This is a genomic window from Microcella putealis, from assembly GCF_004216575.1.
In the GTDB taxonomy this organism is placed as follows: Bacteria; Actinomycetota; Actinomycetes; order Actinomycetales; family Microbacteriaceae; genus Microcella; species Microcella putealis.
This window is the reverse complement of record NZ_SGWW01000003.1, coordinates 453939-477064: the sequence shown is the minus strand read 5'-3', so window position 1 is coordinate 477064 and position 23126 is coordinate 453939. Positions and strand designations below refer to the sequence as shown.

27 protein-coding genes are annotated in these 23126 nt (G+C 70.3%); 6 read left to right on the top strand and 21 right to left on the bottom strand.

The annotated features are described in order from the left end of the window. Nucleotides 1-17: 17 nt before the first annotated feature. Together EV141_RS09780 and EV141_RS09775 are read left to right on the top strand one after the other, a co-directional pair. Nucleotides 18-1118: a phosphotransferase gene (locus EV141_RS09780; RefSeq protein WP_157985541.1), complete on the top strand. Its 1101-nt coding sequence runs from the start codon at nt 18-20 to the stop codon at nt 1116-1118. Further along, nucleotides 1115-2425, top strand: coding sequence for an aspartate aminotransferase family protein (locus tag EV141_RS09775; RefSeq protein WP_241969201.1), 1311 nt, complete (start codon nt 1115-1117; stop codon nt 2423-2425). The genes EV141_RS09780 and EV141_RS09775 overlap by 4 nt, the downstream gene beginning before the upstream one ends. A gap of 50 nt (nt 2426-2475) precedes the next feature. Here EV141_RS09775 and rarD read toward each other — a convergent pair whose 3' ends face one another. After that, nucleotides 2476-3426 (bottom strand): EamA family transporter RarD, encoded by a 951-nt coding sequence (gene rarD, locus EV141_RS09770; RefSeq protein WP_130485746.1) that lies wholly within the window; start codon nt 3424-3426, stop codon nt 2476-2478. Nucleotides 3427-3503: 77 nt separating this feature from the next. Continuing rightward, nucleotides 3504-3800, bottom strand: coding sequence for a co-chaperone GroES (groES, locus tag EV141_RS09765; RefSeq protein ID WP_130485745.1), 297 nt, complete (start codon nt 3798-3800; stop codon nt 3504-3506). Nucleotides 3801-3959: 159 nt separating this feature from the next. Between groES and EV141_RS09760 the strand changes: the two genes are divergently transcribed. Then, complete coding sequence (locus EV141_RS09760; protein WP_130485744.1) at nt 3960-5138, top strand: class I SAM-dependent methyltransferase; 1179 nt, start codon at nt 3960-3962, stop codon at nt 5136-5138. Here the strand turns inward: EV141_RS09760 and EV141_RS09755 are convergent. The 9 genes from EV141_RS09755 to glmS are packed head-to-tail and all read right to left on the bottom strand — an operon-like array spanning nt 5073 to nt 11741. Continuing rightward, nucleotides 5073-5363, bottom strand: coding sequence for a hypothetical protein (locus tag EV141_RS09755; protein WP_130485743.1), 291 nt, complete (start codon nt 5361-5363; stop codon nt 5073-5075). The genes EV141_RS09760 and EV141_RS09755 overlap by 66 nt on opposite strands. A 2-nt stretch (nt 5364-5365) precedes the next feature. After that, nucleotides 5366-5716, bottom strand: coding sequence for a DUF4190 domain-containing protein (locus tag EV141_RS09750; RefSeq protein WP_185740116.1), 351 nt, complete (start codon nt 5714-5716; stop codon nt 5366-5368). 14 nt (nt 5717-5730) lie between these two features. After that, nucleotides 5731-6786 carry a tRNA (adenosine(37)-N6)-threonylcarbamoyltransferase complex transferase subunit TsaD gene (tsaD, locus tag EV141_RS09745; protein WP_130485741.1) on the bottom strand — a complete coding sequence of 352 codons (1056 nt, stop codon included), beginning with the start codon at nt 6784-6786 and terminating at the stop codon, nt 5731-5733. Beyond that, entirely contained in the window at nt 6783-7265 is a 483-nt protein-coding gene (gene rimI, locus EV141_RS09740; protein ID WP_241969200.1) for a ribosomal protein S18-alanine N-acetyltransferase, read from the bottom strand. The genes tsaD and rimI overlap by 4 nt, the downstream gene beginning before the upstream one ends. Next, entirely contained in the window at nt 7262-7888 is a 627-nt protein-coding gene (gene tsaB, locus EV141_RS09735; RefSeq protein WP_130485740.1) for a tRNA (adenosine(37)-N6)-threonylcarbamoyltransferase complex dimerization subunit type 1 TsaB, read from the bottom strand. The genes rimI and tsaB overlap by 4 nt, the downstream gene beginning before the upstream one ends. Nucleotides 7889-7897: 9 nt before the next feature. Continuing rightward, the gene (gene tsaE, locus EV141_RS09730; protein ID WP_198675530.1) at nt 7898-8416 is read right to left on the bottom strand and encodes a tRNA (adenosine(37)-N6)-threonylcarbamoyltransferase complex ATPase subunit type 1 TsaE; all 519 of its coding nucleotides are present in this window, start codon (nt 8414-8416) and stop codon (nt 7898-7900) included. After that, nucleotides 8413-9507 carry an alanine racemase gene (alr, locus tag EV141_RS09725; RefSeq protein ID WP_130485739.1) on the bottom strand — a complete coding sequence of 365 codons (1095 nt, stop codon included), beginning with the start codon at nt 9505-9507 and terminating at the stop codon, nt 8413-8415. The genes tsaE and alr overlap by 4 nt, the downstream gene beginning before the upstream one ends. Beyond that, the gene (locus EV141_RS09720; protein WP_130485738.1) at nt 9507-9863 is read right to left on the bottom strand and encodes a holo-ACP synthase; all 357 of its coding nucleotides are present in this window, start codon (nt 9861-9863) and stop codon (nt 9507-9509) included. The genes alr and EV141_RS09720 overlap by 1 nt, the downstream gene beginning before the upstream one ends. A 27-nt stretch (nt 9864-9890) precedes the next feature. Then, entirely contained in the window at nt 9891-11741 is a 1851-nt protein-coding gene (gene glmS, locus EV141_RS09715) for a glutamine--fructose-6-phosphate transaminase (isomerizing) (RefSeq protein ID WP_130485737.1), read from the bottom strand. A 55-nt stretch (nt 11742-11796) separates the two neighbouring features. Between glmS and coaA the strand changes: the two genes are divergently transcribed. Both coaA and EV141_RS09705 read left to right on the top strand, forming a co-directional pair. Next, nucleotides 11797-12774 carry a type I pantothenate kinase gene (gene coaA / locus EV141_RS09710; protein WP_130485736.1) on the top strand — a complete coding sequence of 326 codons (978 nt, stop codon included), beginning with the start codon at nt 11797-11799 and terminating at the stop codon, nt 12772-12774. Then, entirely contained in the window at nt 12774-13586 is an 813-nt protein-coding gene (locus EV141_RS09705) for a class I SAM-dependent methyltransferase (RefSeq protein ID WP_130485735.1), read from the top strand. Before coaA ends, EV141_RS09705 begins: the two co-directional genes overlap by 1 nt. On the opposite strand, the gene glmM is transcribed toward EV141_RS09705, so the two are convergent. The 4 genes from glmM to EV141_RS09685 form a co-directional block, all read right to left on the bottom strand. Further along, entirely contained in the window at nt 13583-14944 is a 1362-nt protein-coding gene (glmM, locus tag EV141_RS09700) for a phosphoglucosamine mutase (protein WP_130485734.1), read from the bottom strand. The two genes, EV141_RS09705 and glmM, sit on opposite strands and share 4 nt — an antisense overlap. A 21-nt stretch (nt 14945-14965) precedes the next feature. Further along, a complete protein-coding gene (gene rpsI / locus EV141_RS09695; protein ID WP_130485733.1) occupies nt 14966-15448 on the bottom strand; it encodes a 30S ribosomal protein S9 in 483 nt (160 codons plus the stop codon). 35 nt (nt 15449-15483) lie between these two features. Then, entirely contained in the window at nt 15484-15930 is a 447-nt protein-coding gene (gene rplM, locus EV141_RS09690; RefSeq protein ID WP_130485732.1) for a 50S ribosomal protein L13, read from the bottom strand. 130 nt (nt 15931-16060) lie between these two features. Next, nucleotides 16061-17002 (bottom strand): tRNA pseudouridine synthase A, encoded by a 942-nt coding sequence (locus tag EV141_RS09685; RefSeq protein WP_130485731.1) that lies wholly within the window; start codon nt 17000-17002, stop codon nt 16061-16063. Between the two features lie 66 nt (nt 17003-17068). Between EV141_RS09685 and EV141_RS09680 the strand changes: the two genes are divergently transcribed. Further along, complete coding sequence (locus EV141_RS09680) at nt 17069-19066, top strand: acyltransferase family protein (RefSeq protein ID WP_130485730.1); 1998 nt, start codon at nt 17069-17071, stop codon at nt 19064-19066. Between the two features lie 39 nt (nt 19067-19105). On the opposite strand, the gene EV141_RS09675 is transcribed toward EV141_RS09680, so the two are convergent. The 6 genes from EV141_RS09675 to rpmJ form a co-directional block, all read right to left on the bottom strand. After that, nucleotides 19106-20173 (bottom strand): GNAT family N-acetyltransferase, encoded by a 1068-nt coding sequence (locus EV141_RS09675; RefSeq protein ID WP_185740100.1) that lies wholly within the window; start codon nt 20171-20173, stop codon nt 19106-19108. A gap of 68 nt (nt 20174-20241) precedes the next feature. Continuing rightward, the gene (gene rplQ / locus EV141_RS09670) at nt 20242-20790 is read right to left on the bottom strand and encodes a 50S ribosomal protein L17 (RefSeq protein ID WP_130485728.1); all 549 of its coding nucleotides are present in this window, start codon (nt 20788-20790) and stop codon (nt 20242-20244) included. 67 nt (nt 20791-20857) lie between these two features. After that, nucleotides 20858-21844 carry a DNA-directed RNA polymerase subunit alpha gene (locus tag EV141_RS09665; protein WP_130485727.1) on the bottom strand — a complete coding sequence of 329 codons (987 nt, stop codon included), beginning with the start codon at nt 21842-21844 and terminating at the stop codon, nt 20858-20860. Nucleotides 21845-22015: 171 nt separating this feature from the next. Then, nucleotides 22016-22414, bottom strand: coding sequence for a 30S ribosomal protein S11 (gene rpsK, locus EV141_RS09660; protein WP_096420569.1), 399 nt, complete (start codon nt 22412-22414; stop codon nt 22016-22018). A 51-nt stretch (nt 22415-22465) separates the two neighbouring features. Next, a complete protein-coding gene (rpsM, locus tag EV141_RS09655) occupies nt 22466-22840 on the bottom strand; it encodes a 30S ribosomal protein S13 (RefSeq protein ID WP_130485726.1) in 375 nt (124 codons plus the stop codon). 158 nt (nt 22841-22998) lie between these two features. Then, nucleotides 22999-23112, bottom strand: coding sequence for a 50S ribosomal protein L36 (rpmJ, locus tag EV141_RS09650; protein ID WP_047561540.1), 114 nt, complete (start codon nt 23110-23112; stop codon nt 22999-23001). Between the last annotated feature and the right edge of the window lie 14 nt (nt 23113-23126).

Genomic DNA, 23126 nt, shown 5'->3' with positions numbered 1-23126 from the left:
GGTCTAGGCTGACGATCGTGGCCAACCCCGCCGCGTTCGCCTCGACGCTGACCGCTCGCTCGACCGCGCTGTCGGTCGACGCGGCGGCCGCCATCGTGCGTCAGCACTGGTCGCTCACTCCTCGCTCGGTGACACGGCTGGCCACCGAGCGCGACGACAGCTTCCGGCTCGACATTGGCGACGGGGCACGCGCGGTGCTGAAGATCGCGCACCCCGCCGACCCCGCCGCCGCGGTGGATGCGCAGCTCACGGTGCTCGCGGATCTCGCGGCCCACTCCCCCGCCCTTCCCGTCAGCCGCGTGCTGCCGACCCGGGACGGCGCCGCACGGGCAATCGTCGACTCGCCCGATGGGCCACGACTCGCCCGCATGCTGAGCTGGCTCGAGGGCGAGCCATGGAACACCCGCCCGCGATCGGCCGCCGAGCTGCGCACGTTCGGCACGACGCAGGCCACGCTGGCGCACGCCGTCGCCGCGGCCGGCACGCGACTCCCGGCCGCGCTCGCGCCCGCGCCGACGCCCTGGAACCTGCTGGAGATCGATTCCGCCGAGAGCGCGAGCGGGGCGATCGACGATGCCGCGTTGCGCACGCTGGCGCGCGCCGTGCTCGCGGACGCGCGCACGCGCATCCATTCCCGGCTCGCCGCCCTCCCCCGCGTGCTGGCTCACAACGATGCACACGGCGAAAACGTGCTGGTCGCGCCGCCGGGCGCGGGCCCGGGCCTCCGCGTCACGGGGCTGCTCGACTTCGGCGACATGACCCTCACCCCGCGGGTCGCCGACCTCGCAGTTGCCGCGTCGTACGCGGGCGGCGTCGCCAACCCGGCCGACCCCGAGTTCGCCGGCAATCACAGCGCGTGGGCTCCCGCCGCAGCGCTCGTGGGCGGAGCCGCCGCGCACTGGGCCACGCTCGGCGAGCCACTCAGTGACACCGAGCGCGCCCTGATCGCCCCGCTCGTGCTGCTCCGCCTCGCGCAGCGCGCCGCCCTCAATTCGGCGGTCGCGGCGGCGAACGCCGAGCGGGCCGCGTACGCGAGCCGCAACCTCGCCCGGCTGCGCGTCGAGCTCGAGACGCTGACCGCGCATCCCGCCCCCGACGAGCTCGGAGCCGCCCCGTGATCGGACCATCGACCTACTACCGCCCCGAGCACCGCGCCGCACTCGACGCGCACACCGGCGAGCTCGTCGACCGGCGCGAAGCCGTGCTGGCACCCAGTTACCGCCTGTTCTACGCCCAGCCTCTCGAGTTTGTGCGCGGCGCCGGCACGAAGCTCTACACCCGCGACGGCGACGACTACCTCGACGTCTACAACAACGTGCCGAGCGTCGGGCACGCGCACCCCCGCGTCACGGCGGCAATCGCCGAGCAGTCGGCGCGCGTCAATACGCACACGCGCTACCTCGACGCCTCACTCATCGACTACGCCGAGACCCTGCTCGCCGCCCTTCCCGCCGGCCTCGACACCCTGAGCCTGACCTGTACCGGCAGCGAGGCGAATGACCTCGCCCTGCGCGTGGCGCGGCACGCAACCGGAAACCGGGGCGTGCTCGTCACGCGGCACGCCTATCACGGGGTGACGGCGGCCGTCGCGGAGGTGTCGCCCTCCCTCGGCGGCATCGATGCGCTCGGCGCGCACGTGCAGCTGATCGCGCCGCCGGTCGGCGACGGCTCCGCCATGGTTCAGGATGCGCGGCGGGCGATTGACGCGCTCGTCGCCTCGGGCGACGGCGTCGCCGCGCTGCTCATCGACACGGCGTTCGCGAGCGACGGCTTCGTCGCCCCGAGCCCTGGGGTAAAGACCGCTCTCGCGGAGCTCGCGCGCCTCGTGCGCGCCGCCGGTGGACTCGTGATCGCCGACGAGGTGCAGCCCGGGTTCGGGCGCCTCGGGCCGGCGCTCTGGGGCAGTGCGCTGCACGGCCTCGAGCCCGAGCTGCTCACGATGGGCAAGCCGATGGGCAACGGGTACCCCGTCGCGGGTCTCGCCGCGCGACGCTCGGTCATGGAGCCGTTCGGCCGCGAGGTGCGCTACTTCAACACCTTCGCCGGCACCCCCGTCGCCGTCGCCGCGGCGCGCGCCACCTGGGAGGTGCTGCACGACGAGCAACTGCCGGCGCACGCCGAAATACTCGGGGCAAGCCTGCTTACCGGGCTCGACGAGCTCGCGACCCGGCACCCGCACGCCGCAGGCGCCCGAGGCCGGGGCCTCTACGCGGCGCTCGACATCGTCGACCCCGAGACGGGAGCACCCGACGAGACGACGACCATCCGCCTGGTCAACGCCCTGCGCGCGCGGCGGGTGCTGATCAGCGCCTCCGGGCCGCACAACACGGCTCTCAAGATCCGGCCGCCGCTGCCGTTCTCGGTCGGCGACCGCGATCGATTCCTGACCGAGCTGGATGCGGCGCTGACGGAGCTCGCGCGGTAGCGACGCGATACGCGGGCGCCGCGCGAGCATCCGTTCGGATGCGCTGGCGGTCAGACCGTCTGGACCGGGCCCGTGAGCGAAGACTCGTCGCCCGTCGGGCGCGAGCGCGTGCGGCGGCGCTGCCGCACGGCGTCGGCGCTCAGCACGACAAGCGCGAGCCAAACGAGGGCGAAGCCGATCCAGCGCTCGAGCGGCATCGGCTCGAGCATGATGAACACGCCGAACAGGAACTGCAGGATCGGCGCAAAGTACTGGAAAAAGCCGAGCACGCTGAGCGGCAGTCGGCGGGCCGCCGCCGCAAAGAACAGCAGCGGCACGGCCGTGACGACCCCGGCGAGCCCGAGCAGGATCGCGTGCGGCACACCCTCACGCCCCATGGTGAGCCCGCCGAAGAACAGGCCGACCACGACCAGCTCGGCGATGGCGAGCGGAACAAGCCAGGCCGACTCGAGCGTCAGCCCCGCAACGGCCGTGACCTGCTTGCCCATGCGGTTCTTGACGTAGCCGTAGAAGCCGAACGAGAAGGCGAGCAGCAGCGCGATCCACGGCAGGCGGCCGTAGCCGACGGTGAGCACGATCACCGCGGCGAGGCTGATGCCGACGGCGACCCACTGCGCGGGGCGCAGCTTCTCGCGGAGGAAGATCACGCCCAGCGCAATCGAGACGAGCGGGTTGATGAAGTAGCCGAGGGCCGCCTCGACGATGTAGCCGTTGAGCGACGCCCAGAGGTACACGTGCCAGTTGATGCCGATGAGGAAGGCCGTCAGCATGCTCAGGGCCATCACCCGCCGGCTGCGCAGCAGCGTGGTGAGTAGCGCGAAGGTGCGCGTTGCCGCGAGCAGGATGAGGCAGAAGATCAGCGACAGCAGGATGCGCCAGGCGACGATCTCGACCGCGCCCGAGGGCTGCAGCAGGATGAAGTAGACCGGCAGCAGGCCCCACAGGCCGTACGCACCGACGGCGGCGATGTAGCCCCTGCTCGTCTCGCGCTGCTCGCTCACCTCGTCACTCTAGTTCGGAAACAAACGACCCCCAGCCACGAGGGCTGGGGGTCGTTACGAGGATGCGCGAGGCGCGATTAGCGGACGACAACCGCCAGCACGTCGCGGGCCGACAGCACCAGGAATTCCTGGCCGTCGTACTTGACCTCGGTGCCGCCGTACTTCGAGTACAGCACGCGGTCGCCGACGGCGACGTCGAGCGGAACACGGTTGCCGTTGTCGTCAATGCGGCCGGGGCCGACGGCGACAACTTCGCCCTCCTGGGGCTTTTCCTTCGCGGTGTCGGGGATCACGAGACCCGACGCGGTGGTCTGCTCTGCCTCGACCTGCTTGATGACGATGCGATCTTCGAGCGGCTTGATGGAGACCGACACGGTTGACCTCTTCTTTCTTACGACGATGAGGGAAGAATTGGCACACTCGATGCTCGAGTGCCAGAGACAACTGTACCCAAGCGGTTAGCACTCACGCAATCCGAGTGCCAGCGATGGGCACGGGGCGGCGTTCGAGGCGGTGACTGGCAGGATCGACCCATGGACACCGCCGAGCTGCGTGAGCTGCTGACGCCCGAGGCGTTGCGCCTCCTCGACACGCTCCCGCTCAGCGAGGTGCCCGCCGACGCGGTCGCCCTCGTGACGCGACTGCGCAAAGAGGGCCACCCGCCCGGGCGCGTGGCGGCCGTTCTCACGCAGTACCGTCTGCGCCGCAAGGCTCAGGCTAAGTTCGGTCCGTTCGCCCAGCGCATGCTGTTCACCGAGGCGGGGCTCGAGCAGGCGTCGCGGTTGCGCGTCGCCGCCCAGCACGCCGGCCGCTACGCCCGCGCTGGGCTCACGCGGGTGGCGGACCTCGGCTGCGGCATCGGCGGGGACGCGCTGGCGCTCGCCTCGCTTGAGCTCACGGTGACGGCGGTCGAGCGTGATGAGGCGACCGCCGCGATCGCCGGCTACAACCTGGCCCCCTTCGAGGCGGCACGCGTTGTCAACGCCGAGCTTGCCGATGTGTCGCTCGACGACGTCGACGCGCTCTGGCTCGACCCCGCCCGCCGGGCAGGGGCCCGTAAGCTCAGCCGCCCCGACGACTGGTCACCGTCGCTCGACGTCGCCCTCGAGCTGTCGCGCGAGCGCCCGGCGGGCATCAAGCTGGCCCCCGCGATGGATCGCGGGCTCATCCCCGACAGCCACGAGGCCCAGTGGGTGAGCGACAGCGGCGACGTGGTCGAAGTCGTGCTGTGGTCGGGCGCACTCGCGCGCGAGAACGTGCGCCGCGCCGCCCTCGTGCTCAGCGCCGACGGCCGCGCGCACGAAATGACGGCGCCCGCCGACAGCGCCGACGTCGAGACCGGGCCCCTCGGCAACTACCTCTACGAACCCGACGGCGCCGTGATTCGCGCGCGCCTGATCGGCGATCTCGCGAGGCGAATGGATGCGCACCCCGTGCATCCGACCATCGCCTACCTCACGAACGACACGCTCACCGCGACGCCGTTTGCGACGGCCTTTCGCATCGTCGAGCGCTGGCCGCTCACGAAGAAGACAATCGTGCGCGGCCTCGCCGACCGCGGCATCGGCACGCTGGAAATCAAGAAGCGCGGGGTCGATATCGACCCGGCGGAGTTTCGGAAGACCCTGAAGCTGTCGGGCAGCGGGTCAGCGACGCTGTTCCTCACCCGGGTCGGGGCCGAGCGGGTCGCGCTGCTCGCCGAGCGCGTCTGACTCAGACGCGATCTGCGAGACCGGGTCGAAGCCGTAGGCGCGGGACTGCACGGCACCCGCCTCGGCAATCGGGCGCAGCACGTCGCGAACCGGCTTGCGGCGCACCAGCCGCACGACCACCCGCACGATGATCGTGACAACCATGACGGCGACGACGCCATACACGACGTACCCGGCGATCGCGCCAAACGAGATCGCGAGCCCGGCGGTTGTCGGCGCCAGCATGGTCAGAGGCCGGCGCCGATCGCGCCGAAGCTCGCGATGAACAGCCAGGCCAGAATCAGCGGGGCCAGAATCACGACCGCGAACACGATCGACAGGGCGAGACCCACATAACCCGTGATGAGGCCCGCGATGGCGAAGCCACGGGCGTGGGGCTCACGCTTCAGCGCCATGTGGCCGGTCACGACGCCCGCGATGGCGGGCAGGATGCCGAGGCCCGCGACGAACGAGAAGACGACGCCGACGATGCCGGTCACCAGCGAGACGATGGCGAGGGTCTGCTTCGGGCGCGGCTCAGCAGGAGGCGCGGCAGAAGACGGCGCGTCGGGCGTCGCGGGCGGGGTGGTGTCAGACACGGCGTCTCCTCGGGCTAGACCTGAACGGTGGTGACGGGAAGGGTTGAATCGGCGGCGACGTCGAGCGGCGACGGCCCGTGGCCCGCCATGATGCGCTGGGCGGCGATGGCGGCGATCATCGCTCCGTTGTCGGTGCACAGCGACAGGGGCGGGATGCGCAGGCTCACGCCCGCGGCCGCGGCGCGCTCCGCGGCGAGCTCGCGAACCCGCGCGTTGGCGACCACTCCCCCGCCGAGCAGCAGTCGGGGCACACCCAGGTCGACACACGCGGCGATCGCCTTCTTCGTCAACACGTCGGCGACGGCCTCGCGGAAGGAGGCCGCGATATCGGCGACCGGAACCTCGATGCCGTCATCGCGCATCCGTTCGACGTGCCGAGCGACGGCCGTCTTGAGGCCCGAGAATGAGAAGTCGTAGCGGTGCTTCTCGAGGTCTTTGGGCAGCGTCAGCCCGCGCGGGAAGCGCACGGCGGCGGGGTCGCCCGACGCCGCGGCCCGGTCGATGTGGGGGCCGCCGGGGTACGGCAGGCCGAGCAGACGGGCGACCTTGTCGAATGCCTCGCCGGCGGCGTCGTCGATCGTCTCACCGAGCAGTTCGACGTCGTCGGTGAGGCTGCGCACGTGCAGCAGGCTGGTGTGGCCGCCCGACACGAGCAGCGCGATCGTGGGTAGCTCGAGGTCGCCCTCGTCGTCGCGCAGCAGGTCGGCGCCCACGTGGCCGACGAGGTGGTTGACCGCGTAGAAGGGCTTGTCGAGTGCGACGGCGAGCGCCTTCGCCGCGCCCACACCGACCATGAGCGCCCCCGCGAGACCCGGCCCGCTGGTCACGGCGATCGCGTCGACGTCGGCCAGGGCGATGCCGGCCGTCTCGAGGGCCTGCTCGATCGTGGGGGTGAGCGCCTCGAGGTGTGCACGCGCCGCGACTTCGGGCACGACTCCGCCGAAGCGGGCGTGCTCGTCCATCGAACTCGCGATCGTGTTCGCGAGCAGCTCGGTGCCGCGCACGATCCCGACGCCCGTCTCGTCGCAGCTGGTCTCGATGCCGAGTACCAGTGGCTTGTCGGTGTTCACGCGACCCCCTCTGGGCGGTCAATCGGCGCCCGCATGACCACCGCATCCACGTCGTCGGGTTGGTAGTAGCGCGGGCGCACGGCGATCTCGACGAAGCCGTGCCGTTCGTAGAGCGCCCGGGCGCCGGGGTTGTCGGCGCGCACCTCGAGGAAGATTTCGGTGGCTCCGCGGTCACGGGCGACGGCGAGCAGCTGCTCGACGAGCAGGGTGCCGATGCCGAGCCGGCGGTGCGTCGCGTCGACGGCGATCGTCTGAATGTCGGCCTGGCCGCTGCCGAGGGGCGCGCTGACGCCGCCGTATGCCACCGGCTCGTCGTCGGAGGTGACCAGCAGGTAGACGGTGTGCGGCGAGGCGAGTTCGGCGAGCATGCCGTCGCGGCTCCACGCATCGCTCGGGAAGGTTGCCGTCTCGAGCGCCATGATCGCGTCGAGGTCGCTCGTCTCGGCATCCCGCAATCGGATGCTCGGGGCCGCGCTCACGACGTCACCCGCTTCGCGCCGGTCGGCATGGTCACATCGGGCGCCCGCAGGTAGAGCGGCTGCGGGGTGGGGAAAGCGATGCCGGCGGCGAGCCGCGCCGCGGCCACGTGGGCGAGGTGCACGGCGGGAATCTCGGCCACCTCGTAGAGCGCGACGCCCGCGTCGGGCGCAAAACCCACACGCAGCTCGAGCCGAGCGGGCACCACGACCGTCGGCACCGGCAGGGCGGCCGCGTACTCGGTCACGGCGACCTCGCGGCGGCGGGCGTCGGTCACGACGCAGAAACGGCCCGCGGCGACGCCCCCCTCGACCAGCTCGAGCGCGACGGCATCGTGGCTCGGCACGGGCAGCAGGGGCACGGAGCGGGCGATGGCGACGGCGCGGGCGGCCGCAATGCCGACGCGCAGCCCCGTGAACGGGCCGGGGCCGATGCCGGCGACGACGCCGTCGAGCCCCTCGTCGGGCGCGGCATCCGTCGCCTCAGCGAGCACCTCGTCAAGAAAGGGCCCGATCACCTCGGCGTGCCGGCGGGTGTCGGGCGTCGCGCGGCGCGACAGCACCCGCCCGTCAGCGGCGACGGCGGCGACCGCCGTGCCGGCGGAGGTGTCGATCGCGAGCAGCATGCCTCGAGCCTAGAAGGTGGCGCTGGGCGCGATCGCGGCGAGCAGCTCGGTACCGCGGGCGCCGACGGCGCGAAACCGCAGCGTGCGCGGCTCGGCGAGCTCCTCGTCGGGGTCGTCGACGTCGGCGGCGCTCGGCGGCCGGGTGATGACGATCTCGAGCCAGTCGTCGGCAATCGCGTCGACGAGGCCGGCGCCCCACTCGATCACGGTGATCGACGCCGCGAGATCGAGGTCGAGGTCGTCGAGCTCGGCGGCGTCGGTGAGGCGATAGGCGTCGACGTGCACCAGCGGCGCACCGGATGCGCGGGGGTGCGTTCTCGCGAGCACGAACGTGGGGCTCGTCACGGCTCCGCGCACGCCGAGCGCCTCGCCGAGCCCGCGCGTGAAGGTGGTCTTGCCCGCCCCCAGTTCGCCGGTCAGCACCAGCAGGTCACCGGCGCGCAGCTGGGTCGCGACGCGGGCGGCGAGGGCGTGCATGGCGTCCGGGTCGGCGACGGTCAGCGACTCCGCGGCGGCGTCGGCGGTCATGCGCGGGTCCGGACGACGCGCCGTCCGAGGCGCGTGACGATCTCGTAGCCGATGGTTCCGGCGGCGTCCGCCCACTCGACTGCCGACGGCGCCCCCGTTGCCGCGGGGTCGCCGAACAGAATGGCGCGGTCGCCCACAGCGACGGCGTGGTCACCCGCGTCGACGACGAACTGGTCCATGGCGACGCGGCCGACCACGGGCATCCGGGTGTCGTTAACGAAGACGGATGCGCCGTCGGTGTGCCGGGGAATGCCGTCGGCGTAGCCGAGCGGCACGAGTGCGAGCGTCGTCGGCTGCGTCGTGCGATAGCGGAACCCGTACGAGACGCCGCTGCCGGCCGGCACCCGCTTCACGTGCACCACCTCGGCGCTCAGTTCCATGGCCGGCACCAGCGGCAGCTCGCGGTGGTGATCCTCGGGCGCGATCCCGTAGATCGAGATGCCGAGGCGCACCATGTCGTAGCGGGCCGCCGGATGGTCGATCGCGGCCGCCGACGCGGCCAGATGGCGGATGCCCGGGTCGAGATTCGCCGCGCGCACCGCATCCAGAAATTCTTCGTACGCCACGATCTGGGCGCGATCCTCGTTCGGCGAGGTATTCGACAGGTGACTGAAGACGCCACCGAGGCGGAGTCCGTCGTGGTCGACGGCGTGCCGGAGCTCGTCGATGAACGGGGCCCACTCGTCGCGGGCAACGCCGTTGCGCGACAGCCCGGTGTCGACCTTCACGTGCACCGTGCCGCGATGACCGGCGTCGGCGGCGAGCCGCAGCTGGGCGAGCGAGTTGATGCCGACGGTGATGCCGGCCTCGGCGGCGGCGGCGAGCTCGGCACGCGACGGGTGCAGCCACGCGAGCACGGGCGCGTCAATGCCGGCGGCGCGCAGCTCGAACGCCTCGTCGAGGTCGGCGACACCGAGCATGTCGGCCCCCGCCTCGAGGGCGGCGCGGGCCGCCGTGATTGCGCCGTGCCCATAGCCGTCGGCCTTGACGACGGCCATCATGCGCGGCGATGGCGCCAGACGGCGCATCGTCTCGACATTGCGGGCGATTGCGTCGCGCGAGATGCGCGCCTCGCGGAACGGCCTGCCCATCACGCCGCCGCCTCCGCGACGACGAACGCGATGGCCGCACCCGCGTCGTGCGACATCGACACGTGCAGCCGGCCAATGCCGCGCGCGGCCGCGATCTCAGCGGCGCGCCCGCTCAGTTCAACGTCGGGGTTGCCCTCGTCGTCAGAGGTGATCTGCATGTCGTGCCAGCGGATGCCGTCGGTTGCGCCCAGCGCCTTCATGACCGCCTCCTTCGCCGCGAAGCGCCCGGCGAGCGAGCGGAGAGGTCGATCGCGCTCCGACTCGGCAAAGAGCCGCTCACGCAGCCCCGTCGTGCGGGTGAGCGCGCGATCGAAGCGGGCGAGGTCGACGATGTCGACCCCGACTCCCACGATCACGGCGGCCCTCCGCTTTCCCTCGACGCGCTACTCGACCGTGACCGACTTGGCCAGGTTGCGCGGCTGGTCGACGTCGAGACCCTTCGCCGCGGCGAGCTCCATACCGAAGAAGTGCAGGGGCACGACGGCGAGCAGCGGCTCGAAGAACGGCGAGGCGAGCGGAATGCGGATGACCTCGTCGGCGTGCGGCAGCACGGCGACATCCCCCGCTTCGGCGATCGCGATCACGCGGGCCCCACGGGCGCGGATCTCTTGGATGTTCGACACGACCTTTGCGTGCAGCGAGCGCTCGTCGCGCGGGCTCGGCACGATCACGAAGACGATCTGCCCCGGCTCGATCAGGGCGATCGGGCCGTGCTTAAGCTCGCCGGCGGCGAACCCCTCGGCGTGGATGTACGCCAGCTCTTTCAGCTTCAGCGCGCCTTCCAGCGCGATCGGGTACCCAACGTGGCGGCCGAGGAAGAGCACCGAGCGGGTGTCCGCCATCCAGTGCGCGAGCTCGGCGATGCGGTCGCCGCTTTTCAGCACCTCACGCAGCTGATCGGGAACCTTCTGGAGGTCCGCGACGAGCGCGCGTACCGCATCCGTCGAGAGCGTCTCACGCGCCTGCGCGAGCTGCAGACCGAACAGATAGCAGGCGGTGATCTGCGCGACGAACGCCTTCGTTGAGGCGACCGCAACCTCGGGGCCGGCGTGGGTGTAGACGATCGCGTCGGACTCGCGCGGAATCGTCGCCCCCTGCGTGTTGCAAATCGACAGGGTGCGCGCGCCTCGCTCGCGGGCATACTTGACGGCCATCAACGTGTCCATCGTCTCGCCCGACTGGCTGATCGACACGACCAGGGTGTTCGGCGAGAGCACGGGCTCGCGGTAGCGGAACTCGTGAGCGAGCTCGACATCGACGGGGATGCGCGCCCACTGCTCGATCGCGTACTTGCCCACCATGCCCGCGTACGCGGCGGTGCCGCACGCGATGATCAGGATGCGGTCGATGGAGCGCAGGGTCTCGTCATCGAGCCCCTCCATCTCGGGAATCTGCACGAGGCCATCGACCACGCGGCCGCGGATCGTGTTGGCGACCGCGTCGGGCTCTTCACTGATCTCTTTCGCCATGAAGCTCGACCAGCCGCCCTTGTCGGCGGCCGAGGCATCCCAGTCGACCTCGAAGCGGCGTGACTCGACTGGGCTGCCGGCGAAGTCGACGACGTCAACACTGCCGGGGCGGATCGTGACGAGCTGGTCTTGGCCGATCTCCATCGCCTGCTTTGTGTACGCCACGAAGGCGGCGACGTCGGAGCCCAGGAAGTTCTCGCCCTCGCCCAGACCCACGACAAGGGGCGAGTTGCGGCGAGCGCCCACCACGACGTCGGGCTCGTTCGCGTGCACCGCGAGCAGGGTGAACGCACCCTCGAGGCGGTTCACGACGGCGAGCATCGCGGCCGTCAGGTCGTGCGTCTCGCGATACGCATCGCCCACGAGCAGGGCGGCGATTTCGGTGTCGGTCTCGCTCGAGAAGCTGTGGCCGCGCTCGATGAGCTCGGCCTTCAGCTCGCTGAAGTTTTCGATGATGCCGTTATGAATGAGGGCCAGCTTGCCGCCGTCACCGAGGTGCGGGTGCGCGTTCTCATCGGTGGGGCCACCGTGCGTCGCCCAGCGGGTGTGGCCGATTCCGGTGTGACCGTCGGTCACCGGGTGCGCCCGGAGCTCGTCGGTCAGGTTGCCGAGCTTGCCGGCCTTCTTGGCCGTGCCGAGCTCACCGCTCGGCGCCAGTACCGCCACTCCGGCCGAGTCATAGCCCCGGTACTCGAGGCGCTTCAGGCCACCCAGCAAGACCTCCAGGCTGCCGCGCTGGCCAACGTATCCTACGATTCCACACATGCGCTCGATTCTAGGGCGCGAGGGTCACGCGGCTCGTCCCGGTACTGTGGGGCGAATGGTCGAGGCGCATCCCGCCCACGGGCGCGAGTACGGCGCCGGCGCATCCCCCCGTGATCAGAGCCCGTTCGTCGAGCTTGACCGGGCCAGGTGGTCGGCGCTCGCCCCGGCGACCCCGCAGCCTCTCACCGAGCCCGAACTCATCGGGCTGCGCGGTCTCGGCGACCAGCTCGACGTGCGCGAAGTCGCCGAGGTGTATCAGCCACTGAGCCGGCTGCTCAATCTGTACGCCGCGGGCGCGCGCGACCTCCACACGGCCACCCGCCAGTTCCTCGGCGACCGCGGGCCCCGCACCCCCTTCGTGATCGGTGTGGCCGGCTCCGTCGCGGTCGGTAAGTCGACCATCGCGCGTCTGCTGCGCGAATTGCTCTCGCGATGGGACGACACGCCCCGCGTCGAACGTGTGACCACCGACGGGTTCTTGCTGCCGACGGCCGAACTGTCGCGCCGCGGCATCCTGCACCGCAAGGGCTTCCCCGAGAGCTACGACCGGCGAGCGCTGCTGCGCTTCGTGTCGCGCATCAAGGCCGGTGCCGAAGAGGTGCGCGCGCCGGTGTACTCGCACCTGTCGTACGACATCATCCCCGGCGCCGAAATCATCGTCCGCCGACCCGACATTCTCATTGTCGAGGGGCTGAACGTGCTGCAGCCCCCCGGGCCGGGCGCATCGCTCGCGGTGAGCGACCTGTTCGACTTCACCATCTACGTCGACGCCCGCACGAGCGACATTGCCGACTGGTACGAGCAGCGCTTCCTGAAGCTGCAGCGGGGCGCGTTCAGCGACCCGCGCAGCTACTTCCACCGCTACGCGTCGCTCAGCGAGGACGAGGCGCGCGTGACGGCGCGCCGCATCTGGGGCGACATCAACGAACCGAACCTCGTGCAGAACATCCTGCCGACGCGAGCCCGCGCATCCCTCGTGCTGCGCAAAGAGCGCAACCACACCGTCTCGACGGTGCTCCTGCGCAAAATCTGATGGACGCCCCGAACGCGTACACCTCCGGGCACCACGAGAGCGTGCTGGCCACCCACCGTCGACGCACCATTGCGAACTCGGCGCAGTACCTCGAACCGCAGCTGACGATGGGGCGCACCCTGCTCGACGTTGGCTGCGGCCCCGGAACGATCACGATCGAATTCGGAGCCCGAGTGGGTGACGCCAATGTCGTTGGCGTCGACATGGCCGAAGCGGCGATCGCGGCCGCGCGAACGCACGCCGCCGATGTCGGGTCTACCGTGCGGTTCGAGCGGGCCAACGCAACGGGGTTGCCCTTCGACGACAACTCGTTCGACATCGTCCACACGCACCAAACCCTGCAGCACGTGCCCGATCCCGTCGCCATGCTGCGCGAGATGGGCCGCGTCGCCCGGCCCGGCGGTGTGGTTGCCGCCCGTGAGGTCGACTACGCCGCGACGACATGGTTTCCCGAGCTTCCCGGGCTAGCACAATGGCTCGAGCTGTATCGGCGGGTGCACCGCGCGACGAGCGGGGAACCCGATGCCGCTCGCCGACTCGTCTCGTGGGCGCGCGCCGCTCAACTGCACGAACTGCACCTCAGCGCGAGCGCCTGGGTCTTTGCCACCCCGGCCGAGCGCAACTGGTGGGGCGAGGCATGGGCCGAACGCGCACTCGAATCAGACTTTGCGCGGCAGGCGGTCGACGGAGGTCACGCTCAGATCTCCGAGCTGCGGGCGATCAGCGACGCGTGGCGCGAGTGGACGCGTCATGACGACGGCTGGTTCAGCATGACGCACGGCGAATTGCTCGCCGCGCCCCCGCCCGGCTAGACGGCGAGTTCGGCCTTCACGACCGCGGCGAGGCGATCGGCCATGGCCCGAGCCGTCGCGTCGTCAGCGGCCTCGACCATCACGCGCACCATGGGCTCGGTTCCGCTCGCGCGCAACAACACGCGACCGCTGTCGCCGAGTTCGGCCTCGACCGCGGCGACGGCCGCGGCGACACCGGCGTGACCGTCAAGTCGAGCACGGTCGACGCCGCGCACATTTTCGAGGACCTGGGGAAAGACCGTCATCACGGACGCCAACTCGGCGATCGTCTTGCCGGTGCGCGCCATCTCGGCCGCGAGCTGCAGGCCGGTCAAAATGCCGTCACCCGTCGTGGCGTGCTCGCTCATGATGACGTGGCCCGACTGCTCGCCGCCGAGCGAGAGCCCGTGCTCCGCGAGCGCCTCGAGCACGTATCGGTCGCCGACCTTCGTCTCGACCAGTTCGATGCCGTGCTCCTGCATGGCGCGCTTGAGACCGAGGTTGCTCATGACGGTCACCGCGAGGGAGTCTTTCGCGAGCATCCCGCGCCGCTTCATTGAGAGCGCAAGAATTGCCATGATCTGGTCGCCGTCAACGACCCGGCCGGAAGCGTCAACGGCGAGGCAGCGATCGGCATCGCCGTCGTGTGCGATGCCGAGGTCGGCGCCCGCCGCGACGACGGCGCGCTGCAGAGGGTCGAGGTAGGTCGACCCGACGCCGTCGTTGATGTTCAGGCCGTTGGGGTCGGCGCCGATCACCGTGACCCGCGCACCCGCGTCGGTGAAGGCCTGCGGCGAGATCGCGGAGGCGGCGCCGTGGGCGCAGTCGAGCACGACGTGCAGACCCGCGAGCGACACGTCGACGGTCGACAGCAGGTGCAGCAGGTAGCGGTCTTCCGCGTCGGCAAAGCGCCGGATGCGGCCAACGTCTCCGCCGACGGGCGCAAGACGCTGCTCGTCGAGCGCGTGCTCGATGCGGTCTTCGACCTCGTCGGGCAGCTTGGTGCCGCCGAACGAAAAGAACTTGATGCCGTTATCGGGCATGGCGTTGTGCGACGCCGACACCATCACCCCGAAGTCTGCCCCGGCGTCGCCGACGAGGAAGGCGGCGGCGGGCGTGGGGATCACGCCGGCGTCGAGCACGTCGATACCGCTCGACGCGAGGCCGGCAGACACGGCCGCGGTCAAGAACTCACCCGAGACCCGCGGGTCACGGGCGACGATCGCCGTCGGTCGCTTGCCCGCAGCGCGCAACTCGTCGGCGTGGCGGCCGCGCGTGAGAACCCACGCAGCGGCCTGAGACAGGCCGAGGGCCAGCCCGGCGGTGAGATCGCCGTTGGCCAGCCCTCGGACCCCGTCGGTACCGAATAAACGGCCCATGATCGGGATGCTCGTCTCGCGTTAACGCTTCGAGTACTGAGGCGCCTTGCGGGCCTTCTTGAGACCGGCCTTCTTGCGCTCGATGACGCGGGCGTCACGAGTGAGGAAGCCGGCCTTCTTCAGCGCAGCGCGGTTGTTCTCGCGGTCGATCTCGTTGAGAGCGCGCGAGATAGCGAGGCGCAGGGCGCCCGCCTGGCCCGAGGGGCCGCCACCGGTGATGCGAGCCGTCACGTCGTACGAACCAGCAAGCTCGAGCAGCGTGAAGGGGTCGTTGATCAGCTGCTGGTGCAGCTTGTTCGGGAAGTAGTCCTCGAGGGTGCGGCCGTTGACCGTGAAGGCGCCCGAGCCGGGGACGAGGCGCACGCGGGCGATGGCCTGCTTGCGTCGACCGACGGCCTGGCCCGAGACGGACAGGACGCGACGGGGAGCCGCTTCGGCCACGGGGGCCGCCGACTCGGTGGAGTAGCTCTCGGGAGCCACGTCAGTAGTGGTGTCGTTCGCCATGGTTGCTTGCAATCCTTGTTCGCTGCGGGGCCGCGCTACTGAGCGACCTGGTCGAGGGTGTACGGCGTGGGCTGCTGCGCGGCGTGCGGGTGCTCTGCGCCGGCGTAGACCTTCAGCTTCGTGATCTGGGCGCGGCCGAGCGAGTTCTTCGGCAGCATGCCGCGGATCGCCTTCTCGACGGCGCGGACGGGGTTCTTCTCGAGCAGCTCGGCGTAACCGACGGCCTTGAGGCCGCCCGGGTAGCCAGAGTGGCGGTATGCCTTCTTCTGCTCGAGCTTCGAACCGGTCAGGGCCACCTTGCCGGCGTTGACGATGATGACGAAGTCACCCATGTCCATGTGCGGGGCGAAGGTGGGCTTGTGCTTGCCGCGCAGAAGCGTGGCGGCGTGGCTGGCGAGTCGTCCGAGCACCACATCGGTGGCGTCGATGACGACCCAGTTCCGCTGAACGTCAGCGGGGGTGGGGCTGAATGTGCGCGTCACAGTGCGTACTTTCTCGTCGAGGTGTTCGTGAATCCCGCTCCGGTGGGGGTTCTCGGGCCGATGGCCGGGGAACGCCCGCGGTGGAGGGCTCAACTGGATGCCCGTCGGCGACGGACACCAAGGGGTTAGCCTACGCGACCGGCGGCGTTCCGGCAATTTCGCGGCGCGCGCGGGTTTGCTGGGCCCGCAGGGCCAGCTCGTCGTCGGCCGGATAGCCGACCTCCACGAGCGTGAGGCCGTGGGCGGCAACGACCGGGAACACGCTGGTCCGCGCCGCGGCATCCCGCGCCGCCACCAGGTCGTCGATCGCCAGGGCGCCCCGCCCCACGGCGATCGCCGCGCCCACGAGCGAGCGCACCATCGAGTGGCAGAACGCGTCAGCCCGCACCGTGGCGATGAGCACCCCGTCGTTCTCGCGACGCCAGGCGTACTGCTCCAGCGTTCGGATCGTGGTCGCGCCGTCGCGGGGCTTGCAGAACGCGCCGAAATCGCGCAGCCCGATGAGCGCATCCGCCGCGGTGTTCATGGCGTCGACATCGAGGACGTCGCGCACCGCAAGCGTGTGCCGTCGCGATCGCGGGTCGGCCGCTCGGGCACCGTCGGCCACCCGATACTCGTAGCGCCGCCACAGGGGCGAGAAGCGGGCGTCGAAGCCGTCGGGGGCGATGCGTGCCTGCTGGATCACGATGTCTCCCGCCCTCCCGACGATGCCGCCGAGTCGACGGGCGAGCACGTCGGTGGGCGCGAGCGCCTCCTGGCCGCCTGGCCGACCCCGATCGGCGCGGGACAGGCCCGCGAGGCGCTCAGCGTCGAGGTCGACGTGCATCACCTGGCCGGTCGCGTGCACACCCGCGTCGGTACGCCCGGCGACGACAACACGGGGGCCCGCAGCGCCCTCGAGCCCTCCGAACAGGGTGGCGAGCGCCGCTTCGATCTCTCCCTGCACGGTGCGCAGACCGGGCTGAGTGGCCCACCCGGCGAAGTCTGTGCCGTCGTACGCGAGATCGATGCGCACCCGAACGGAGGCGTTGGTGCCCGCGCCTGCGGGGTGCTGAGCGTCGACCGTATCCACAGCCCGCGATTCTACGGCGCGTCGAGTTTGACGACCCTTCCCGCCGCGCGCGACCCTTGACGCACCATGTCGTCCAGCGCCCCGCCCCTCGTGCTGCGCGACCGCCTGCCCGGGCTCGACGGTCTGCGGGCGTTGGCCATCGTGCTCGTGCTGGGGTACCACCTGTTTCCCGGCCTGATCCCGGGCGGCTTCGTCGGCGTCGACGTCTTCTTCGTCGTCAGCGGATACCTCATCACCGCCCTCCTGCTGCACGAGCACCGCCGCACCGGGCGGATCGCCCTGCGCAACTTCTGGTCGCGCCGCGCTCGCCGCCTACTTCCCGCCCTCGCACTCGTCGTCATGTCGTCGGCCACCGTCGCTGCCCTCATCGGAGGCGACGTGCTGGTCGGCATCGGCTGGCAGTTGCTGGGCGCCGCCACGTTTATGAGCAACTGGGTGGCGATCGGCGCCGGCGCCAGCTACCTCGACCAGACGAGTCCCGAGCTGTTCCGGCACCTCTGGTCGCTCGCCGTCGAGGAACAGTTCTACCTGCTGTGGCCGCTGCTTCTGCTGGCCTTGCTCGCGCTCCCCCTTCGACGACGGATGCTCGTCGCGGCAGTCAGCGCCCTGGCCGTCGCGTCCGCGGTCACCATGGCGATCGCGGCCGGCGACCCGGCGGCCGACGGCGGCCAGGCCGCATCGGCCGCGTACCTGTCGACGCTGACCCACGGCTTCGGATTGCTCGTCGGGGCAGCGGTCGCGCTGTGGCGCGAGCCGCTGACGCAGCCCGCCGCACTGTTTGGTCGCGCATCCACCCCGATCGCGGCAGGGGCGCTCGGAGTGATCGTGCTCGTGGCGGCCTCCACGAGCATCGACGGCGCCCTCGCCTACCAGGGCGGTATGGCGCTCGCGGTCATCGCGACGGCGGTGGCGATCCTCGCGTTCGAACGGCGAGACGCTCGCGCCTCGCGATGGGCAGAGGCTGCGACCGTACGCTGGATCGGCGAGCACTCGTACAGCTTGTACCTGTGGCACTGGCCCCTGTGGATCATGGCGCTCGCGCTGGCGCCCGAGGTCGACCGCACCGGCGAAGACGCCTGGTCGATCGGCCTCGCCGTGCTGGCCATCTCGGTCGCGTTGGCCGCGCTGACGTACCGACTGCTCGAGCTGCCGGCTCGTCGCCGGGAAACGCTGGCGCCGCTGCGGCGCGGCAGCGCGCGACGGCAAGCGGCGCTCGCGGGCAGCGCGACGGTCGTGCTCGCGCTTCTCGTGGGCGGCACCGGCGCGGCGGTCCAGCGCTCTCCCGGGGACTCGCAGGCTGCCGCCTACATCGCGGCAGGGCAAGAGGCCCTCGACGCCGATTCCGAGCGTCGGGCCGAGTCGACGTCACCGGGTTCGGCCACCGCCGATTCCCTCACGGAGGGCGCGGAGGACCCCCCGAGCGAGGCGAGCGAGGCGAGCGAGCCTGATGTCGCGGCGGAGTCCGAGACCGCGCAGACACCGGCAGTGGACGCCGAGCCTCCTGCCGACCCGAACGCGCCGAAGCCGCTACCCGCCGGTGACGCGATCACGGCGATTGGCGACTCCGTGATGCTCGCCGCCGCGCCCGCACTGCAGGCGGCGTTTCCGGGCATCGCGATTGACGCGCAGGTGGGTCGACAGATGTCGGCCGCACCGGGCATCCTGACCGCCCTGCGCGACGCGGGAGCCCTGCGGGACACGGTCATCCTGGCGCTCGGCACCAACGGACCGTTTGACGCCGCCGTGCTCGATGAGGTGCGAGCGGCCATCGAGGGGCGGCAGCTTGTCGTCGTCTCGGCACAGGCCCCCCGCGGCTGGACGGATGGCGTTAACACCCAGCTCGTCGCCTTCGCCGACGCGCATCGCGCCATCGAACTGGCCGACTGGCGCACCGGTATTCAGCCGCGCCTCGAACTGCTGGCCGGCGACCAGATTCACCCGGGGCCCACGGGTGGGGAGATCTATGCGGCCGAGGTGCGCGCCGCGCTGCAGCGTCTCGCCGATCTGCCGCCGGTGGTGCGCAGCCCCTTCAACCAGCCCGAGCATCCCAACCGGCCCGTGTGACCGGCGCCGCGGGCGCCTGCGGCACCGTTTGCGCAGCCGCTAGTACAGGCGCCGGTAGGCCACGTCGCGCGAGACGGCGGTGAAGCCGAGGCGCTCGTATACCCCGAGCGCGCCCGTGGGGTTCGCCGTGTCGACGTCGAGCACCGACAGCTCGAAGCCCGCACGGCGGTGCGCCGTCATGACCTCGGCGAGGAGTGCGCTGGCCAGGCCTTTGCCGCGCCAGTCGCGAACCGTCCCGACGAGTCCGATGTAGCCGCTCGAGCGGCCGAGGCGCTGCCAGTCCTCCTCGTTGACGTCGGTGGTCACGAAGCCGACCACGCGGCCGCCGTCGAACGCCAGACGCGACAGCTCGGGCCGGAAGGTGTCGAGCTGCTGCCAGGCATCCCAGGTTTCTCGGCTCGAGGGCTGCGACCCCCAGTGGTCGGCGAACGCGGCGTTCTTGGCGGCTCGCGCCACCTCGCTGTATTCGCTCGACCAGGCCTCAACACGAATGCCGTCGGGCACCGGACGGTCGTCAATCGGCGCGTCGGCGAGCTCGGCGTGAAGCGTCGTGAAGTACCGCACGGCGCTGAAGCCGGCGTGTTCGAGCAGTCGACCGTGTTCGGGCGCGACCTCGGCCGCATAGGACATGACCCAGCCCGGCATGGTCAGCTCAAGCTCGCCGAGCAGCTGTTCGGCGCGCGCCTGCTGCCAGGCAAGCAGCTGGCGCCCGACACCGCGGCCGCGCACCGCCGGGTGTACGCCGCCCATCAGAATGACCCGGGCATAGTCGACGGGGTCGGGAGTGCGAATGCAGAGGCCGTGGGCGACCATGCGGCCGTCTGCGTCGACGGCGACCACGCCGTCGCGGGCCGGATCAACGTACGAGTGCTCGAACTCGCCGCGGATCTCGTCGACCGTTTCACTCCATTCGGGGTGATCGCGCTCTGCCATCGCGGCGAACAGCTCGGCGATGGCTTCGGCATCGTCGAGGCGCGCCTCGCGCCACGTCACCGTGACGCCGTTGCCGTCGCCGAGGGCGGGCAATTCGGTGGCGGGGATGCGCGCCCGGAGCGGGCGGGACGTGTCAACGGCGTTCGCGCCGCTATCGATCAGGGGCTCACTCACGCCGACAACAGTAGAGCCCCGCCCGGACATCCGGGCGGGGCTCTCACGTGTTCGCGAGTGAGCGAGAACTACTTGGTCTCGTCGCTCTCCGCGGCCTCGTCGGTCGAGGCGGCTTCGGTCGACTCGTCGGCGGCGCCGTCGGCGACGGTCTCGTCAGCCGTGGGCTCCTCGACGGTCTCCTCGGCCGGGGCCTCATCGGCGGCAGGGGCCGCTGCCGCAGCCGCAGCCGTCTTCTTCGCCGACTTCGGCTTCGGGTTCACGGGCTCGAGAACGAGCTCGATGACCGCCATGGGGGCGTTGTCGCCCTTACGGTTGCCGATCTTCGTGATGCGGGTGTAGCCACCCTCGCGCTCGGCAACGAGCGGCGCGATCTCGGTGAAGAGCTCGTGCACGGCGGTCTTGTCGCGCACAACCGTCATGACGCGACGACGGGCGTGCAGGTCGCCGCGCTTGGCGAAGGTGACCAGACGCTCGGCGAGGGGGCGCAGACGCTTCGCCTTCGTCTCGGTGGTGGTGATGCGCTTGTGCGTGAACAGCGCGGTCGCGAGGTTCGCGAGCAGCAGACGCTCGTGCGCCGGACCGCCTCCGAGGCGGGGACCCTTGGTGGGCTTAGGCATGATCGTGGTTCTCCTGTGTGGGGTTCGTCAGTGAGGTGTTGAGGGGTGCGGCGAAAAGACGAACCCGTTAGTTGGTCTCGTCGTCGTAGCTGTAGAACGCGGCGCCATCAAAGCCGGGAACGGCGTCCTTCAGCGACAGGCCCATCTCGACGAGCTTGTCCTTGACCTCGTCGACCGACTTCTGACCGAAGTTGCGGATGTTCATGAGCTGGGTCTCCGACAGGGCGACGAGCTCGCTGACGGTGTTGATGCCCTCACGCTTCAGGCAGTTGTAGCTGCGCACCGAGAGGTCGAGGTCTTCGATCGGCATCGAGAGCTCGTTCGAGAGCACGGCGTCGACCGGCGCGGGGCCGATCTCGATGCCCTCGGCCTGCGTGTTCAGCTCACGGGCGAGACCGAACAGCTCGACCAGGGTGCGGCCAGCCGAGGCGATGGCATCGCGAGGGCTGATGGCGGGCTTCGTCTCGACGTCAACCACGAGGCGGTCGAAGTCGGTGCGCTCGCCGGCACGGGTGGCCTCGACACGGTAGGTGACCTTCAGCACGGGCGAGTAGATCGAGTCGACCGGAATCTGACCGGCCTCGCTGAACTCGCTGCGGTTCTGGGTCGCCGACACGTAGCCACGGCCACGCTCGATGGTGAGCTCAAGCTCGAACTTCGCGCTGTCGTTCAGCGTCGCGATCACGAGCTCGGGGTTGTGAATCTCAACGCCGGCGGGGGCTGAGATGTCGGCAGCGGTGACCTCGCCCGCACCCGTCTTGCGCAGGTAAGCGGTGATCGGCTCGTCATGCTCGCTCGAGACGACCAGCTGCTTGATGTTCAGGATGATCTCGGTGACGTCTTCCTTCACACCGTCGATCGTGCTGAACTCGTGGAGCACGCCGTCAATGCGGATGCTCGTCACGGCCGCGCCGGGGATCGACGACAGCAGGGTGCGACGCATGGAGTTGCCGAGCGTGTAGCCGAAGCCGGGCTCGAGCGGTTCGATGATGAACCGCGACCGGAATTCGGAGACGCTCTCCTCGGTCAGAGTGGGACGCTGTGCGATGAGCACTATGGGTTCCTTTCGGCGAAGTGTCCGCTATATGACACTTGTTGCGCGACGAGGGCGGATCTCGTCGAGTGTGTTGAGTTTTCTCGAAAGCTGGGGCCGTGCGGACGCGCGCGGGCGCTCACAGCGCACCGCGCGCATCCATAAATTCACGGGATGCGCGCGGAACGCTGACTAGACGCGGCGGCGCTTGGGCGGGCGGCAGCCGTTGTGCGCCTGGGGCGTCACGTCGCTGATCGAACCCACCTCGAGGCCGGCTGCCTGAAGCGAACGGATCGCGGTCTCGCGGCCCGAACCCGGGCCCTTCACGAAGACGTCGACCTTCTTCATGCCGTGCTCCTGCGCCTGGCGGGCGGCCGACTCGGCGGCAAGCTGCGCGGCGAACGGGGTCGACTTACGCGAGCCCTTGAAGCCGACCTGGCCGGACGACGCCCAGCTGATGACGGCGCCGCTCGGGTCGGTGATCGACACGATCGTGTTGTTGAACGTCGACTTGATGTGAGCCTGGCCGACGGCGATGTTCTTCTTGTCCTTGCGGCGGGGCTTACGCGCGGCCGACTTGGGTGCTGCCATGAGTTTTCTCCTGAACCTGTTCTGGATGCGCTTCGCGGGCGGAGCCCGGGACTAGCGCGCCTTCTTCTTGCCGGCGACGGTGCGCTTCGGACCCTTGCGGGTACGAGCGTTGGTCTTCGTGCGCTGACCGCGCACGGGCAGGCCACGGCGGTGGCGCAGGCCCTCGTACGACCCGATCTCGACCTTGCGGCGAATGTCGGACGCGACCTCACGGCGAAGGTCACCCTCCACCTTGTAGGTGCCTTCAATGTGGTCACGGAGAGCGACGAGCTGCTCGTCAGTCAGGTCCTTGACGCGGATGTTGCGGTCGATACCGGTCGCCGCAAGCGTGTCGGTCGCACGCGTGCGGCCGACGCCGTAGATGTAGGTCAGGGCGACTTCCACGCGCTTATCGCGGGGAATGTCGACTCCGGCAAGACGGGCCATGATGGCTCCTTACAGGGTTCTTCGGGAGGTATGGAGCAGTTCCGGTGCCCGGGCCTCCCGCCCGAGGTGTCCCCCGCATGTCTCGCGGGTTCTGGAACTGCCTAGTGGTGTGTATTCAGTTGTGAGTTCTGGGGAGGCCCGCACTGGCCTCGACTGTGTTAGCCCTGGCGCTGCTTGTGGCGCGGGTTTTCGCAGATGACCATCACGTTGCCGTGCCGGCGAATGACCTTGCACTTGTCGCAGATGGGCTTGACGCTGGGGTTGACCTTCATGGTTCTCTCGTTCT